Annotated in this window: 14 protein-coding genes and 1 tRNA gene; 6 read left to right on the top strand and 9 right to left on the bottom strand. The window is 55.0% G+C overall.

Translation table 11 applies throughout. The features are described from left to right. Positions 1 to 20 precede the first annotated feature (20 nt). Positions 21 to 410 carry an Rv3235 family protein gene (locus tag HCQ99_RS05590; RefSeq protein ID WP_166987149.1) on the top strand — a complete coding sequence of 130 codons (390 nt, stop codon included), beginning with the start codon at positions 21 to 23 and terminating at the stop codon, positions 408 to 410. On the opposite strand, the gene rlmB is transcribed toward HCQ99_RS05590, so the two are convergent. The 3 genes from rlmB to HCQ99_RS05575 all read right to left on the bottom strand — a co-directional run bounded on the left by rlmB (position 407) and on the right by HCQ99_RS05575 (position 3,462). After that, on the bottom strand, positions 407 to 1,393 hold the full coding sequence (rlmB, locus tag HCQ99_RS05585) for a 23S rRNA (guanosine(2251)-2'-O)-methyltransferase RlmB (RefSeq protein WP_166987146.1): 987 nt from the start codon (positions 1,391 to 1,393) through the stop codon (positions 407 to 409). The genes HCQ99_RS05590 and rlmB overlap by 4 nt on opposite strands. Then, positions 1,390 to 2,838: a cysteine--tRNA ligase gene (gene cysS / locus HCQ99_RS05580; RefSeq protein WP_166987143.1), complete on the bottom strand. Its 1,449-nt coding sequence runs from the start codon at positions 2,836 to 2,838 to the stop codon at positions 1,390 to 1,392. The genes rlmB and cysS overlap by 4 nt, the downstream gene beginning before the upstream one ends. Before the next feature lie 129 nt (positions 2,839 to 2,967). Then, the gene (locus HCQ99_RS05575) at positions 2,968 to 3,462 is read right to left on the bottom strand and encodes a DNA modification methylase (protein WP_166987140.1); all 495 of its coding nucleotides are present in this window, start codon (positions 3,460 to 3,462) and stop codon (positions 2,968 to 2,970) included. Between the two features lie 159 nt (positions 3,463 to 3,621). Here HCQ99_RS05575 and HCQ99_RS05570 point away from each other — a divergent pair, with 159 nt between their 5' ends. Further along, complete coding sequence (locus tag HCQ99_RS05570; protein WP_166987137.1) at positions 3,622 to 4,110, top strand: CarD family transcriptional regulator; 489 nt, start codon at positions 3,622 to 3,624, stop codon at positions 4,108 to 4,110. A gap of 81 nt (positions 4,111 to 4,191) precedes the next feature. Here the strand turns inward: HCQ99_RS05570 and HCQ99_RS05565 are convergent, their stop codons facing one another. The 3 genes from HCQ99_RS05565 to HCQ99_RS05555 all read right to left on the bottom strand — a co-directional run bounded on the left by HCQ99_RS05565 (position 4,192) and on the right by HCQ99_RS05555 (position 6,592). Next, a complete protein-coding gene (locus HCQ99_RS05565; protein WP_166987134.1) occupies positions 4,192 to 4,935 on the bottom strand; it encodes a phosphoglyceromutase in 744 nt (247 codons plus the stop codon). A gap of 56 nt (positions 4,936 to 4,991) precedes the next feature. Then, entirely contained in the window at positions 4,992 to 6,131 is a 1,140-nt protein-coding gene (gene ygfZ / locus HCQ99_RS05560; protein ID WP_166987131.1) for a CAF17-like 4Fe-4S cluster assembly/insertion protein YgfZ, read from the bottom strand. A 146-nt stretch (positions 6,132 to 6,277) separates the two neighbouring features. Next, positions 6,278 to 6,592, bottom strand: coding sequence for a hypothetical protein (locus tag HCQ99_RS05555; RefSeq protein ID WP_166987129.1), 315 nt, complete (start codon positions 6,590 to 6,592; stop codon positions 6,278 to 6,280). A 56-nt stretch (positions 6,593 to 6,648) separates the two neighbouring features. On the opposite strand from HCQ99_RS05555, the gene HCQ99_RS05550 reads away from it, so the two are divergent. Together HCQ99_RS05550 and HCQ99_RS05545 are read left to right on the top strand one after the other, a co-directional pair. Next, the gene (locus tag HCQ99_RS05550) at positions 6,649 to 8,760 is read left to right on the top strand and encodes an RNA degradosome polyphosphate kinase (RefSeq protein ID WP_166987125.1); all 2,112 of its coding nucleotides are present in this window, start codon (positions 6,649 to 6,651) and stop codon (positions 8,758 to 8,760) included. Next, complete coding sequence (locus HCQ99_RS05545; protein ID WP_166987122.1) at positions 8,757 to 9,713, top strand: NUDIX hydrolase; 957 nt, start codon at positions 8,757 to 8,759, stop codon at positions 9,711 to 9,713. The genes HCQ99_RS05550 and HCQ99_RS05545 overlap by 4 nt, the downstream gene beginning before the upstream one ends. A gap of 153 nt (positions 9,714 to 9,866) precedes the next feature. Here the strand turns inward: HCQ99_RS05545 and HCQ99_RS05540 are convergent, their stop codons facing one another. The 3 genes from HCQ99_RS05540 to HCQ99_RS05530 form a co-directional block, all read right to left on the bottom strand. Then, the gene (locus HCQ99_RS05540) at positions 9,867 to 10,505 is read right to left on the bottom strand and encodes a hypothetical protein (RefSeq protein WP_166987119.1); all 639 of its coding nucleotides are present in this window, start codon (positions 10,503 to 10,505) and stop codon (positions 9,867 to 9,869) included. 53 nt (positions 10,506 to 10,558) lie between these two features. Next, positions 10,559 to 11,710: a class I SAM-dependent methyltransferase gene (locus HCQ99_RS05535; RefSeq protein ID WP_166987116.1), complete on the bottom strand. Its 1,152-nt coding sequence runs from the start codon at positions 11,708 to 11,710 to the stop codon at positions 10,559 to 10,561. A 167-nt stretch (positions 11,711 to 11,877) separates the two neighbouring features. Next, positions 11,878 to 11,950: transfer RNA gene (locus HCQ99_RS05530), tRNA-Lys, on the bottom strand. Positions 11,951 to 12,050: 100 nt separating this feature from the next. On the opposite strand from HCQ99_RS05530, the gene HCQ99_RS05525 reads away from it, so the two are divergent. Together HCQ99_RS05525 and HCQ99_RS05520 are read left to right on the top strand one after the other, a co-directional pair. Continuing rightward, positions 12,051 to 13,907 carry an HSP90 family protein gene (locus HCQ99_RS05525; RefSeq protein ID WP_166987113.1) on the top strand — a complete coding sequence of 619 codons (1,857 nt, stop codon included), beginning with the start codon at positions 12,051 to 12,053 and terminating at the stop codon, positions 13,905 to 13,907. Then, entirely contained in the window at positions 13,900 to 15,987 is a 2,088-nt protein-coding gene (locus HCQ99_RS05520; RefSeq protein WP_166987110.1) for a hypothetical protein, read from the top strand. Before HCQ99_RS05525 ends, HCQ99_RS05520 begins: the two co-directional genes overlap by 8 nt. The last annotated feature ends 32 nt before the right edge of the window (positions 15,988 to 16,019 follow it).

The following is a 16,019-nucleotide window of genomic DNA, read 5'->3' as shown; positions in this document are numbered from 1 at the left end:
CCTCGTGAAAGCAGAGAACAGTGAATGCTACAGCGTTGTTGCAATCAACTTTTCCCGAAGATCTCTTCGTCTTGCGGCTGGCACGGTTCGCAATAGAAATCGTGCACATTGGGCGCCCTGTGCAACACATCGCACGATGGGCGACACCTGCTGTGCTAGCTCGGCTGCAAGCCCAACAGTGCATCCAAGAATCCCAAAATTATGACTACCTGCCGCGCAAGAAACCACACCCCGTTAAACCGCATCTATGCGCCCCAAACGAATTTGGGAGGTTGCGGCGTTTTCAGCACACCCCAGAGATTGAAGACTGTGTCGCTTTAATTCCAACCCGTAACCGCGTTATCGCGGTTTCAGTCAGGCTGCGCCGACGTGAAAATCGTTGGTGGGTGACAGATATTGCTGTTCTTTAAGCGGCTTCAGCCCGCAGTTTAGCCACCTCATAGAAGGCGATGCTCGCCGCAATTCCCGCATTCAGCGACTCAGTTGCCGCCGAGATTGGGATAGACACAATAGCGTCACACTGTTCTGCAACCAGCCTTGACAGGCCGGCACCCTCTGAACCTACGACAACAGCAAGCGGCCGATCCGCAAGCTCGAGACCGGGCAGCGGCACCTCTCCGTCACCATCTAGACCCACAACAAAGACCCCTGCAGCTTTCAAATCCTTGATAGTGCGGGTGAGGTTGGTGGCCATCGCAACCGGGCAGCGCGCAGCCGCACCGGCAGAGGTTTTCCACGCTGCGGCGGTAACACCGGCAGAGCGTCGCTGCGGCACAATCACACCGTGGCCGCCGAAGGCAGCAACTGAGCGAATAACCGCACCCAGGTTGCGCGGGTCGGTAACCCCATCAAGCAGCGCCAACAGCGGAGTTTCGCAGCTATCAAACGCGCGCTGCAGTAAATCTGCGGGGTGTTTGTACTCGTAAGGAGCGACCTTCAACAGCACGCCCTGGTGCACTGTGTCGCGCCCCGCCATACGATCCATCTCGGAGCGCATGATTTCAAGCACCGGAATATCACGACCGTTGGCGATGCCGATAATTTCACGCATTCGCTCGTCAAACTCTGCACGAGCTGCGACATAGAGCGTGGTGGCTGGCACTTTAGTGCGCATCGCTTCTAACACAGAGTTGCGGCCGGTGACAATCTCAGTGTCATTAATAGCCGGGCGTCTTGAACCGGTTTGCTGGGTGCGATTGCGCCGGTTTGCGGCTGCCCGCTCACGCAGTTGCTTTGCTTTGTAGGCTGGATGATAGACGCGATCCTCCGCTTTCGGAGTTGGCCCTTTACCCTCCAGCGCTGCACGCCTTTGGCCGCCCGATCCGACAGCTTTACCTTTGCTTTTCTTTCGCACAGAGGCGCCAGCTGGGCGCCCGCGTCTTTTCACGTTCATTTTATAAAGCTCCAAACCGCACCTTCGGCGGTGTCTTTCAGCGCGATACCCGCTGTTGCGAGTCGGTCTCGTATTTCATCACTGGCTGCCCAGTCTTTCGCAGCACGGGCTGCAGCGCGTTTTTCGATTAAATCTGTTACAAGAATATCAAGCGCTGCTGCAGCTTTGCTGTCTGCGCTAGCAGCCCCCGTCCAATGTGGATGTCGCGGATCAAGATGCAAAACGGCGAGCATCGCAACAAGCTGGTCAGCAGCAACAGCTGCGAAATTGTGGTTGCCCTTATCTAATTCAGTGTTTAGATTACGCACCACATTATGCACAACAGCCAGTGCTTGCGGCACAGCAAAATCATCGTTCATCGCCGCCACAAACTCAGCGGGCATTAGCTCTAGCAGTTTCTCATGTGGTGCCTGCGGCGCGAGAACCCTCGTGCCGAGTTCATTTTCTGCACGGTTGAGGGCGGCTGCAATGCGGTCGATAGCTGCCTGCGCCTCCAGCAGTGATTTATCACGATAGTTAAGGGTTGAGCGATAGTGCGCACCGCCTAGAAAATAGCGCACCACAAGAGCAGACGCTTCTGCCAATAGCGTGCTCGCAAAAAGTGAATTGCCGAGCGACTTTGACATTTTCTGGTCTCCCACGTTCACCAGACCGTTGTGCACCCAATACTTTGCGAAACTGTCACCGGCAGCTGCCGACTGAGCCAATTCATTCTCATGGTGCGGGAAACGCAGGTCTCTGCCGCCGCCGTGAATGTCAAAGGCAGACCCGAGGAAGCGCGTTGACATTGCGGAGCATTCAATATGCCAGCCCGGGCGCCCTCTGCCACCGCGACTGATCTGCCACTTGGCGTCTTCCGGCTCACCGTCTCTAGCAGCCTTCCAGAGCGCAAAGTCTGTTGGATTGCGCTTACCCGGCGCAGCTTCTTCCGCTGCCGCCATCGCAGCTAGATCCTGATTTGTGAGCTCGCCGTATCGTTCCCATTTTGAGGTATCGAAATAGATGCTGCCGTCGGGGGTCTCGTATGCATAACCCAGCTCCCACAGGCGCGTAATAAGCGCGTCCATGTCACTGATGTGGCCGGTCGCGCGCGGTTCGCATGTCGGTTCAGAAACACCGATTGCTCTGTATGCGGCGCTAAATTCCCGCTCGACCCGCATCGCAAGGCCCCACCAGGGTTCGGTGCCGCCGGCTTCCTGCGCTGCCTTGGCATTAGCCAGAATCTTATCGTCAATGTCAGTGACATTACGCACGAAGGTGACTTCATACCCACACACCGTGAACCAATTTCGCATCTGGTCATAGACCAGCGCACTACGCAGGTGGCCGATGTGCGGAGCAGACTGGACCGTCGGGCCGCAAACATACATTCCGACGTGCCCCGCTCTACGCGGTTCAAAGGGCAATAGCGTTTTAGCTTTGGAATCATAGATGTGCAGTGTCACACGTCTACCCTACCTGCTACTGTCCGGTAACGACCGTAGCGCGTTGCTCTCTTACAGCTACAGCAGCAGCTCGTAAACCTAGCGGCAGCGATACGACTATTCCTAATACCGGAATCTGTCTGTTTTTCGCTAGTGCTTCGCGGCTTCCTCAGCGGTCACAATGTAAGGCTTATACTCTGGCAGCGTGCCGTCGAGCACAGGAACAGACAGCTCTGTCTCTACGCCGTTAACGGTAACCACAGCCTGCACGGTTGAACCGATGGCCTGGCCCGGGAGCTCTACCACCTCGACAGGGTCACCCTCGGCAAGATTACCGGTGCGGGTGGTGCCTGGCTCCACCATGAAGTGGGCATGAGCGGTAGCGCCATCAGTTGAGAGGAAGTCGAAATGGATCAGAGCTGAGCTGTCTGCATTGTTAACAGCGGTGAAAACAACGTTAAAAACGCCCTTCTCGTCACCGACGAGCAGCAGGTTGCGCACATTAACTGAATCAGCCGCGACGCTCACACCGTCACTCGCGTTGTATGACATCTGAGTTGCAACCGGTGCTACCAATGAGCAACCGGTTAGGGCCACACATGCCACTGCCGCAGTACCAAGTGACTTTACGATGCTGGTCTTCACAGACGACCTCCGGGTCATTTCAGATTGGGGCTGAATAAAAGCTTAAAGTTTCCTCCATCATACCGAAATTCCAGCGCCCCCACAGCCAGGCCAAATCCTTATATCGGCGTGTCTATTTGTGTTATTCTTAAAGTTCGACTGAAAAGGAGCCCCTTCTAGATGCAGTTTGTAGTTGGCGAAACCGTTGTTTACCCGCATCACGGCGCAGCAACAATTGTTGAGGTTACCCAGCGCGAGATTGACGGCGAAGAAAAGCTGTATTTGAAGCTAGAAGTCAATCAGAGCGACCTCACCATTGAAGTTCCTGCCGAGAACTGCGAAATGGTTGGCGTGCGTGACGTGATTGACGAAGAAGGTTTGCAGCGGGTGTTTGACGTGTTACGCGCCCCATTCACAGAAGAACCTTCAAACTGGTCCAGGCGATACAAGGCAAATCTTGAAAAACTCGCCTCCGGTGACGTTATTAAGGTGTCTGAGGTTGTGCGTGATTTGTGGCGTCGCGAACAGGATCGCGGCCTTTCCGCCGGTGAAAAACGGATGCTGGCAAAGGCACGGCAGATCCTCACCTCAGAGGTTGCTCTGGCAGAAAAGAGTGACGACGATCACGCCGCCGCGCTAATCGATAAAGTCCTCGAAGAGACAGCATAATTTTTTAATAAACACTAAAGCGCGGGTGATCACCGACTGACCGCCCGCGCTTTTTACGTATTTACTTACGCTTACTCCTGGCTACTTTTTACCCTGCGCGGCCACAGCGGCTGCCCCTGCTGCGGCTGCTTCCGGATCGAGATACTCACCCTTGCCATTAGCGGTGCCATCGTCGTTGATTTCGTAGACCAGAGGCATTCCTGTTGGAATATTCAGCTCAGCAATTTCAGCGTCGCTAATTCCTTCAAGGTGCTTCACGAGAGCGCGCAGTGAATTGCCGTGCGCGGTCACAAGCACAGTTTTGCCCGCCTTCAGATCCGGCAAAATCTCACCCTCCCAGTACGGCACCAGACGCTCGACTACATCTTTCAAGCATTCGGTGCGCGGTGCTGCGCCGTCAATCTCGGCGTAGCGCGGATCCGCCGCCTGTGAAAATTCAGAGTCGTCAGCCAGCGCCGGAGGTGGGGTGTCAAAGCTGCGGCGCCACTGCATAAACTGCTCCTCACCAAACTCGGCGAGGGTTGCAGCTTTATCTTTGCCCTGCAGTGCACCGTAGTGACGCTCATTCAAGCGCCAGCTGCGACGCACAGGAATCCACAGTCGATCAGCGGCTTCAAGCGCTAAGTTTGAGGTTTGGATCGCGCGGCTCAGCAGCGATGTGTGCAAAACATCTGGCAGCACCCCGTGTTCGCGCAGAAGCTGACCCGCTTTGGCAGCCTCAGCACGCCCTTTCTCGGTGAGGCGCACATCAACCCAACCCGTAAATAGGTTTTTCTCATTCCATTCGCTCTGTCCGTGACGTAGCAGGATAAGTTTGTTGCTCACAGTTTCTCCTCCATTTTTTAATTCTTGCGGATCCGCGCAAACCCAGGCTTTACTGCTTAAACACCGCGAAAGGCACGTCGCTGTTCAGGCGTTAGCGCGTTGACCGCTCCCGCATCTGGCGGGACGATAGTCTCCAGCGTAGCCGCAAGACGCCCGCCGTGGCTGAGTTCCACCCAAAACTGCCCGGTTTCAGGGGCGGCACGTTTCACCAATGCGAGTGCGATTGGGCCTAGTTCATAGTGCAGCACCGCACGGGTTATGCGGCCTATTGGCTTTTCAGCGCCCTCAACATATATTCGACTTCCCACGCTCGGCAGCTCCCCGCCCGAGCCGTCAATGTGCACAGCAACTAAGCGGCGTGGCGGATGCCCGAGGTTGTGCACCTTCGCAACTGTTTCCTGCCCGCGATAGCAACCCTTGTTTAGGTGCACTGAGCTGCGCAGCAGATCGAATTCATGCGGTAGTGCACGATCATCAAATTCTGCAAGAGCCGGCCGCCATAACGCAACCTCAACGGTGTCTAAGGCGTTTATGCCGGCAGCTTTCAAACTACCTTTGCGCACCAAATCTTCAAGTGCGCAAGCGGCCTGCGCAGGCACAAGCAGCTTCACAACACCGTTGTTTACTGCAGCTGGGTGCTTTCCTGCTGCATACTGCACTCCCCCCTCCGGTCGCCACGACCAGGGGTCAAACAGTGGCAGTGCCGCAGGCGCAGCAGCACAGATCGCCTCGGCAGCCTGCGATGCAGTGTTAAGCGTTTCGAGAGTCGCATCCGGCGGAGTTGTTACCGCGCACACGAGCCAATCGCGCGACACGTTTGCGACCGCAACCCGCAGCGTAAAACGCATCCGCTCAAGAAATTCGTGCAACCGCTCGATGTAAGAATTTTCTGTTACAAGCAGAGCGCCGTCTGCTGTCGCCAGCACGCTAAACTGCTGCTCGATTTTACCGTTCGGATCGAGTAGCAGAGTTTCTGCCGCCTGACCCGGTTGCAGATCCAGCAGGTGTTGAGATGTGAGAGAGTGCAACCACCGCAAAGTGTCTGCGCCGGTCACCTCAAGCACCCCGAAGTTTGAAAGGCTAACTACCGCCCGCCCGGAGTCAAAGTTTCGCGCCTCGCGCAGCGGGGATCCGAAGTGTTGCACGGCATCCCCAGCGGGCGTTAGCACCGCGCCAGGTAATTTCGCAAAGAGCACGCTAAGCTCTAGCGCTGACCCTTAAAGAGGTTGTACAAAACTGCGGCTGAGGTGCCGCCAATTGCAAGCGTACAAAGACCTAAGAGTGCGAGGAAGAAAATCTCAAATGCTACAACGCTATCCATGTCTCTAGTTTATCTCTTTAGCTACCCTGCTTGCACCCAGAAGAGCACGTTGATCACGAAAAGTATCGCCAAAGCTCCTGAGATGCTCAGCGCAGTGCGCACAATAAACCCTTCGCGCTCGGCCGTCATCAACTGCAAGAGAAAGGTTAGCAACACAACAGCGCCAATTATAAAAACAGACCAACCAGACTGTTGCTGCACAGCACCACCGCTCATCGCAGTTGCCGCCCCGACCAGGAGCGCCGCAGCCCAGACGGCAGCGATACTCCATTTTTGGGTGAGTTTAGAGCGACGCGGTTTTGCACCGTTATTCACAGCACCGGCAGGCAGACTCATACCCTTATTCTGACACGAGCCAAGGGTTGATCCCAAAAACCTGCGAGAATAAATTTATGAGCAACAGCGTCGAACTCACAGCAGCCACCCCAGCCCGCTATATAGATCGTGAACTCAGCTGGCTTGCCTTTAATAAGCGTGTCCTCGAAATGGCCGAAGACACCGCACTGCCGGTGCTAGAGCGCGCAAATTTTCTGGCTATTTTTGCCTCCAACCTAGATGAGTTTTTTATGGTGCGCGTCGCCGGCTTGAAACGGCGCATTGTGACAGGGCTCGCGGTGCCCACCAACGTCGGTCTTGCCCCAACCGCGCTGCTCAATCAGGTGCTGCAAACCGCGCACGAGCTACAGGAGCGTCACACTGCCTGCTTTAACCAGCAAGTGCTACCGGCGATGGCTGAAAGCGGCGTCAGAATCGTGCGCTGGCAAGAGCTTGATAAGGCTGACAAAAAAGTTCTAAAAAACTACTACGACGAGAATATTTTCCCGATTCTAATGCCGCTCGCCGTAGACCCAATGCACCCGTTCCCGTATATTGCGGGGCGCTCACTAAACCTTTCGATCCGCGTCCGCAACCCGAAAACCGACAAAATAGAATTCGCACGCCTAAAGGTGCCGCAGATGATGCCGCGCTACATTCGTGTTGACAGTCGTGAGTCGGTCGACAACGTGCGATATCTTGCGCTTGAAGAGTTAATCGCCAATCAGCTTGATGGTCTCTTCCCCGGCATGGAGGTTATCGATCACCATGTTTTCCGTGTCACCCGCAACGAAGATATGGTGATTGAAGAAGACGAAACAGAGGATCTAATTCAGGCGCTCGAAAAAGAGCTTCTGCGCAGGCGCTTCGGCCCACCGATTCGGCTTGAGATTACCGATGATATGGACGATGATACGCGCGAGCTGCTGCGGGATGAACTGGATATTCATGACAGCCAGATTTTCGCTCTCCCCTCTCCGCTTGATCTCAGCGGGCTTTTCTCGCTGACGCAGATCGCCCGCCCCGACCTCAAATTCACGCCCCATATTCCTGTCACCAGCTCAGAATTTGCGCCCACTAACGGTAACGAATCGGTTGATATTTTCAGCGCGATAGCCCGTCGTGAGTTGCTGGTGCACCACCCGTACGAGTCGTTCGCAACCACTGTGCAAAGCTTTATTGAGCAGGCGGCTGCCGATCCGAACGTGCTCGCAATTAAACAAACGCTCTATCGCACTTCGGGCGATAGCCCAATTGTGGCCGCGCTGATTCGCGCCGCTGAAGCCGGCAAGCAGGTGCTCGCACTTGTTGAGGTGAAGGCGCGTTTCGATGAGGCCGCGAACATTAGTTGGGCGCGCAAACTAGAACAGGCTGGTGTGCACGTTGTTTACGGTCTTGCTGGGCTAAAAACGCACTGTAAGCTTGTGCACGTTATCCGCCAGGAGGCGCACGGGCTCGTCCACTACTGCCACATCGGCACCGGCAACTACAATCCGCGCACCAGCCGCATCTATGAAGATTTCGGGCTGTTTACATCCTCTCCCGAAGTCGGCAAAGACGTTACCCGGCTGTTTAATGTGCTCAGCGGCTACGCAATCGAGAAGCAGTACGATCGTCTGCTCGTTGCCCCGCTGCAGCTACGCTCGGGTTTGCTTGCTCGAATTCAGAAGCAAACTGAAAACGCCCTGGCGGGAGAGCCAGCTAGTATTCGCATCAAATGCAACTCGATGGTCGATGAAGAGCTTATCGACGCACTGTACGCTGCGAGCCAAGCGGGTGTGCAGATCGATATTTGGGTGCGGGGTATCTGCTCTATTCGCGCCGGAGTTAAAGACTTAAGCGAAAATATCAGAGTGCGCTCAGTGCTCGGCCGCTATCTCGAACACTCACGCATCTTTTCTTTCGGTGAGGGGGCGGATCGTGAACTGTTTATCGGTTCAGCAGATCTTATGCACCGCAACCTCGATCGTCGTATTGAGGTGCTTGTGCGAATCGACTCTGAAGAGCACAAGCAGCGCATCGACACCTTCTTTGCATACGCCTTCACGGAGGGGGTTATCATCTGGCAACTCGGCCCTGACGACACTTGGGAGCGCATCACCTCTGACGAAGAGGGCAACCGGCTGCCCGACCTGCAGGATCTTGTTATGACCAACCGTGCGGTTGCGAGGGCAAAGAGGCGTCGATGACCAAAACAATTTACGCTGCTGGCACGATACCGTGGCGCCTTATGCGCGACAAGCGGGGCAAAAAAGAGATAGAGGTGCTGCTTGTCTACCGGCAAAAATATAAAGACTGGGCCTTCCCGAAGGGGAAGCTAGATAAGGGTGAGAGCCTCCCGCAGGCTGCGGTGCGGGAGACACATGAGGAAACCGGTTTAAAACTAAAACTGGGCGCCAATATCGGCACCATAAATTACAAGCTCAAAGACGGCACACCAAAGGTTGTTGCATATTGGGCGGCTAAGGCCACAAAAAGTCGCCTGCAGGCACAAAAATTTAAGCCCAATAGTGAGATTGCTGATCTCAAATGGGCCCCGTTAGACGAAGCGATGAGCCAGTTGAGTTATCAACGCGACAGGGAACTGTTACAGATTTTTCAAGACATGGTGACGCACGGTGTGCAAGACACCTTCGCGCTTATTCTTTTGCGTCACGCACAGGCTGAGCCGCGTGGCGCTCTGCACCCAATAGATCACCTGCGCCCCCTCACCGCACTTGGCAGGGATCAGGCGCTAACGATCACCCCATCCCTGCAGGCTTTCGCGCCTAAACGCGTCATCTCATCAGACGCTAACCGCTGTGTTGCAACGGCTGCTGCTTCTGCAAAGAACTGCAAAATCCCGCTAGCTATAACCCCCGCGATCAGTCAAGACAGTTGGGATGCGGGAGACCTAAGCGGTATGCGAGATTTAGTTGCCGAAACGCTAAAAGCGCGTGGGAGCGTGCTGCTCTGCTCGCATCGTCCAGTGCTACCCGATATTGCAAGAGAGATAGCTTTTAGTTGTAAAGCCCCAACCGGATCCTATCTCGATGAGGTGACTGCGCTGCCGCCTGCCGGATTTACTGTTTTTCACATCACGCGCCGCACAAAAAATCCTCGGCTTGTGAACATTGAAAGCTACCCCTTGCGGGTTAAATAGCCTGCAACAGATAAGATTCGGTGACCGCCGATACGAAAAAGCTAGGCCGTGCAACGCCTCTCGGCGAAAGGCCGCTCGCAGCGGCGAAAGTTGGAGCCCGGGGTTAGCAACGACCTAGCAAGTTAATCGTAGCGTAGAAAGCAGAGAAACACCTTAATCGAGCTGTCCCTGTCGCCAGGCAGTAGCCGCGGCTTGGAAGTCATCACCAAAGATGGAGTATCTAAGCCCCCGAGCGGTTAGGTCGCGGGCCTCGTCGGCGTTAAATTCGGCTCTCTCTTCAGCGTGTAAAGCTGATCCGAGCGCTATCACCCTACAGTAAGCGGCGGCTCGTTCTAACGCAGCAGCGAAATCACCGACAAAAACTCCTCGCAATATCTCATCAGCAAGGTGTTCTATTTCCTCAGGTGTTGCCGGATCAGATATGCCCACAACGGCAGGATTTACGCTGAGCTCGGTGTCAACCGCAAGGCGATAGAGTGTGGTTACAAACCCAAGTTTTGAGCCAATCGCGGCGCGCACCAGGTAGAGGCGCCAGAGCACACCCGCAAGTGATCGGCTGTGCGCATGTGACCAAAGCTCAGCAATATCGTCTACGCCGTTGTCTGCAGCGTGTGCGATTACGCGCTCGATACCTTCCCGATCGCCCGCGCGCTCCGCATCACGAACACGGCCCAGAAGTGCCCAAGCAGTGCGCTCAGCGAGTTCCTGCTGTAACGCCGGATCAGTCCCGCCGGGCATATTGTCAAACACCGTCGCTGCCAATTTCACTGGACGATCAAACTCACGAGGCACTCCACCAGCATAGAGTAAACAGCACCGCTGCCTTGGTCAGCAGCAATCAGGTGTTAAGGATCAGCCTGTAAGAGGGTATAAGTGCGGTTCCGCTGCAGCTGCATCACACCAGAAAAAAGAGCAGCAACCTGTTTTCGGTAGCGCGCGTGAGAATTATGCACAAGCAACATAGTGCCACCCGGTTTTAACACTCGCTTCGCTGCGTGCAGTAGCGGCTTTACGAGAGTCATATCGATTTCGTGCCCGCTATGAAACGGCGGGTTTAGGAGCAGAAGATCCACGGAATTAGCGGGGAGACCACTCGCCGCATCATCCCACAGCACTTCTGCGTTGCCTACAGACGCCAGGTTTACCCGCGTGCTGCGCACCGCGTCCATATCAATATCAGTTGCAGTTAACTTGCGCACTAGATCTGAAACGCGACCCATAATCTCAACACTCACGGATCCGTTACCGCACCCCAGATCTAAAACTGTCTGCTGCTTTGCCGCATGTTTCTCAAGCCAGTTAACAGCGGCAGCAGCGAGCAGAGCGCCTCCCTGATCTGGTTTGCCACCAGAGAAAACTCCTCCAAAGGCAGCGAGCTGATTCGTATCTGCACCCTCAAAAGTGCCTGCGTTTACGGCGTCGTTTGAATGATAAGACGCACTGCGGGTGCTGTCGGAAGCTGCCCGCGGATCTGACGCGAGCACGCAGCGATGTTTGCCCTTACCGCGCAATCCTCGCACTTGCGCAAAGCTTTTTGCAATGGTGTCATTAAAGGTTTTGACCATATGCTTTGTGTTGCCACCAAGCAACAGCTCAGCTTGAGAGCCGCGATCTGTTTGATATTCGGAAAATTCGCGCGCCAACTCGGCGAGGGCACTGTGAGTTTTTGGGAGCCGTCCCAAAGCTAACGAGCCGGTAAAGCCATGTGCTCGAAGAAAATCGCCCAGCGCCATCGTGCTGTAGTCTGCAGCTCCGTTAACGGTTAGCCCGGAAATGAAAATATGTGGGTGCTTTATGCGTAATGTGCGCGCCGCAGCATAGCTAACCTCCCGAACAAACACTCTGCCCGCTGTTGCGCGGGTCGCCCAATCGGTGAGTGCCCCGGTAGGGTCGTTCAGCACCAGGATATCTGCTGCCGAGTGCGCGAGCAGCAAACTTTGCGCGTCAGCAATGATACGGCGATCGAGTGCGCTGATGCGGTCTAAATCACAGGTCATGGGCTCATCTCTGGAATAACTGGAATAAACAGTCCGGTAAGTCTTCAACGATACCGTTGGAGACTTAAAGCCGAGGCTCGAAAGCCCCACCTTATGTGCCGATATTGCAGTCAACCGGGCTTACTGCTCACACAGGAAAACAAAAACCCTGATTAACCACTATTTTGTAGGCCCCGCCGGGCTCGAACCGGCGACCCGCGGATTAAAAGTCCGATGCTCTACCAACTGAGCTAGAGGCCCTCCAGCTGTTTAGTTTAGCTGAAAAAGAACCAGAGCGCACACTTTCGTCTGTGAGTGAGTCAAAGTAGCGGGTGTCGACTCGATTGCCTAGTCTTAAAAGGTGGGTTTAAAAGACAGCGGTAGCGAAAGATTCCAGGTCGACCTCTCAGGTGTCGTAAATCTGCTCTCTAAAAATCTTTATTCCGGCCCGCAGGTCTATCTGCGGGAGCTGCTACAAAACGCAGTAGATGCGCTCACCGCTGCCGTGGCTCTCAACCCTAAAACCCCGCAACTGATTCAACTTTCTTGTAACAGCACAGCTGCCGGCAATAACACCCTCCAGATCTGCGACACGGGGGTGGGTCTAACAACAGCTCAGGCGCGTGAACTGCTGTCCACGATTGGCCGGTCTTCAAAACGCGACAGCGAATTGGGTGAGGGGCGCGCTGAATTTCTTGGCCAGTTCGGAATTGGCATGCTCGCCGCGTTTATGGTCGCTGACGAGATCAGAGTGCTGACCCAATCTCGCGTCACAGCGCCTGACGGCACGCTCCCTCCCCCAACTGAATGGGTGGGCAGAGCCGACGGCACCTTTGTGGTGCGCGAAACTGATTCAAGCACACTCCCAGAAATTATCCGCGCTGGTGGCACAGCGGTGCAGCTTGTTGCGAAAAGCGATACCCTGCACTGGCTAGAACGCAGCACGGTCAAAGAGCTCGCGCTCAATTACGGCGATCTGCTGCCGCTTCCGATAGAGCTTGTTGGCGAAGGCATCATTAACCGCCGCTACCTGCCCTGGATGGAAACCTACTCTGATCAAGCATCTCGCACGCAGGCTCTAATGCAGTTCGGTAAAGAGCTGTTCGGTTTTAAACCGATGCACATCATAGATTTGAATGTGCCCGCACTTGGTATAACTGGAGTTGCATACGTGCTGCCCCAGCAGGTTGCACCGGGCTCTGGGCAGCATCGTGTGTATCTCAAGCGCATGCTGCTCAGCAATCGCTTAGATAATGTGCTGCCCGATTGGGCGTTCTTTGTACGAGCGGTGATAGATACTGATAGCTTGAAACCAACCGCTAGTCGTGAACAGCTGCATGAGGATGAAACGCTGCTGATCGCCCGCGAGGTGCTTGGGCAGCAGTTAAAAGATTGGATCCGCAATCATGTTGCAGTAGAGGGATTTTACGGATCCGAATTTCTCCAGACACATCATCTAGCGCTGCGCGCAGTTGCGGTGCAAGACAGCGACATGCTCGAGGTGGTAGCCGACACCGTGCCCTATGAAACCACGGACGGAGCTCTCACCCTGCGGCAGGCTGTTGCCTCCGGGGAGCTGCTCTACACCACCACTGTGCCAGCTTTTCGCCGTCTTTCCCCTGTCGCACGGGCGGCCGGCATCACCGTGGTAAACGGCGGCTACGCCTATGACGCCGACCTAATTGCAAAGTTAAAAAGCGATCTACAGTGGAGTGTGCGCGAGCTTGAAAGCGCTGATCTCACTCAGGCGCTAACCGAGCCCAGCCTTGAGCGCGAGATGGCAACAGGCGACGCAATTGCAAAAGCTCGCACACTGCTTGGGCAGGTAGACTGTGACGTCCTGCTGCGCAGATTTGAGCCAGAGAGCATACCCGCCATGCTGTTACGCGATGCAGACGCAGAGTTTCAGCATGAGTTGAGTGAAGTTAGAGAGTCTACCCAGGATCTCTGGGGTGGCCTCCTTGACGCTTTCATCAAAACGGGGGAAGCTAAGAGCCGCACACTCGTGCTCAACGACAGCGCCGAGGTTGTGCAAACACTACTAGCTGCCAAACACGGTGAAGTTTTTGATGCGGGTGTTGTCGCCCTCTACAGCTCAGCTTTAGCGCTCGCAGGTGAGGGGTTGAGCAGCGGTGAGAGCGCGGATCTATCTCACGCTCTCGAAACCCTGTTGCAGCACGCACTCAGCACCTCACAAGACGGGAACAGCAATGGCTAGTTCACTTATGCGGCTTGCCGCGCTCGCCAATATGCCTTATGGATCAGCTCGCACACAGCAGACCGCAGAAATTGTGCGCGAGATCGAACGGGAGGGGCCAGAGCATGAGCTACCGAATGCGCTGCTGCGCTTGGTGGAGGCTTACGACTTCGGCGGTGATTCAAAGCGAGCGCTAACCACTTTTGTAAAAGTTTTACAGCTCTGGGATACCCGCCCGGAGTTATTCGATGCTGAAGACGAGTTTGGGCTTTTTTGGGAGTTCAAGTGGATCGCCGGCAGTCTAACTCTCTTCCCGAACATCAGCCGCGCCCAAGCTGAGGCTTTTCTCGACGATATGGAGCGTCGCTATCAGGTTGCAGGCAAGGGACTGTGCGCTCCACGTGCGGCGCGATTCCACTACTTAAGCAATCTCAATGATCCGGCAGCTGCGAGCGCGCTCAGTATTTGGCGCTCTACCCCACCGGACGAATTCGATGATTGCCCGGCTTGTGTGATTGGTGCGGAGGTTGATTACCGCGTCTCGCAGGGCGACTGGGCGCAGGCTGTCGCAGTTGGTGAGCGACAGAATAATGAGTGTAATATCGAGCCAACCCTAACCAACCATCTACTAACCCTCGCATATTTGATGCAGGGTGACCCTGCTGCTGCAGCGCGCTGCTATCGCCTCGCTAATGCCGGCCTTAAAACGTCTCTGTCAGCGGAGGGATTTACGGGTGCTCGCGGCGCTGTGCTTGAGGCACTGGGGCGTGGTGGCGCGCTCAATGAGCTGCTATCTCAGCTCAAGAAACACGATGCCGAGCATTTAGAAACCGCACAGACTACTTTCGGATCGCTGCGCTTTCACTTAGGTCTGCTCGCTGGCATTTCAGCGCTTATGAACGGGGGCACAGACCCGAACACAGAAACCGGGCTTGCGACACCCCACTTCGCTAAAACCCTTGGCGATCTGCACTCGCACCTCAAAACAGTGACACAAGAGATGGCCGAACGTTTTGACAGCCGGGCAGGCAACGATGGCAATCAACGGCACCTTGCTAATGCGCTTAGCGCAACTCTTTCTGCAACGCCTCTGCCAGAGCCACTCGCAAGTGAAGACGCAATGTCTGAGACGCTAGCGCAATTGCTGTTAGAGCGAAAACAGACAGCTGCGCCAGAAACTAACACTGTTTCTGATAGGTTGGCTCCCGCCGCAGAACAAATTGATGTTGCCGCAGAGTTTCAAAAAATTGCTTCCCTCATCGACGAGTCGCATGAGTTTAGCGCTGCTAAAGCAGCCACCATCGCTGATATGTACGTCAGTTTGGGTGGCAGGTTGACTGCGGTCGACCAAGAGCTGGCAGCAAAATCTTTTACCGAAGGCGGTCTTTGGTTTATTAGAGCACGCGATAGCGTGAGCGCTGTAACCGCTTTCGAGCTCGCATACTCTCATCTAGTGCTCGAGCATCTGCCAGATGATCTGCTCAGGCTGCTAATGCTTTTCGAGTTTTGGATTAACGCCCTCACCGACTTGCAGTCGGCTGCGCATTGGTCCCAGTTGGAAAAATATATTGTGAGCTTCGCGCAGCTGTGCTCATTTGAGGCAGACTCGCTAGCGCAGCAAACTGCAGCATTAAGTAAACAAAGCATCGATTTGCACGAACTGCAACTCGCACGGATTGCTTTTAGCGCATGTGGCACAGTGGCAGAGTTCTTTTCTGAGCTGGCTAAATTAGCGGGGGGTCTGCAAAACATAGACTCTGACACAGGGCTTAAAGCTGCGCTGCAAACCCTGCAGCATACAGAAGTAACCTATTCCAACACCTCTGCTGAGCTGGCCGCTGCGCTGGCTGCATCTCCCAATATAGAATTTGCACAGTATCTCGGGCGGGAACTAAATGAGACGATGAAGTTAGGGCGCTACCGTATAGCAACCGCTTGGAAAGTATTGGGCGAAAAACAGCGTGCGGTAACGATCCTAACCGAGCTGCTGCACGATGGCGTCTACCAGGAATTTGAGCTCAAACTGCGCGCTGAGGCGGCAGAATTATTAACAGAGCTTGGCGAGTTCAGCGCGGCTCAAGAGATACTGCGTCAGTTTTAATATCGCGGCACCCTAAAATCAAAAACCTGCTT

The organism is Canibacter zhoujuaniae, assembly GCF_011752015.1.
GTDB lineage: Bacteria > Actinomycetota > Actinomycetes > Actinomycetales > Microbacteriaceae > Canibacter > Canibacter zhoujuaniae.
The sequence above is the reverse complement of the archived record's forward strand: the minus strand, read 5'-3'. Positions and strand labels throughout refer to the sequence as shown.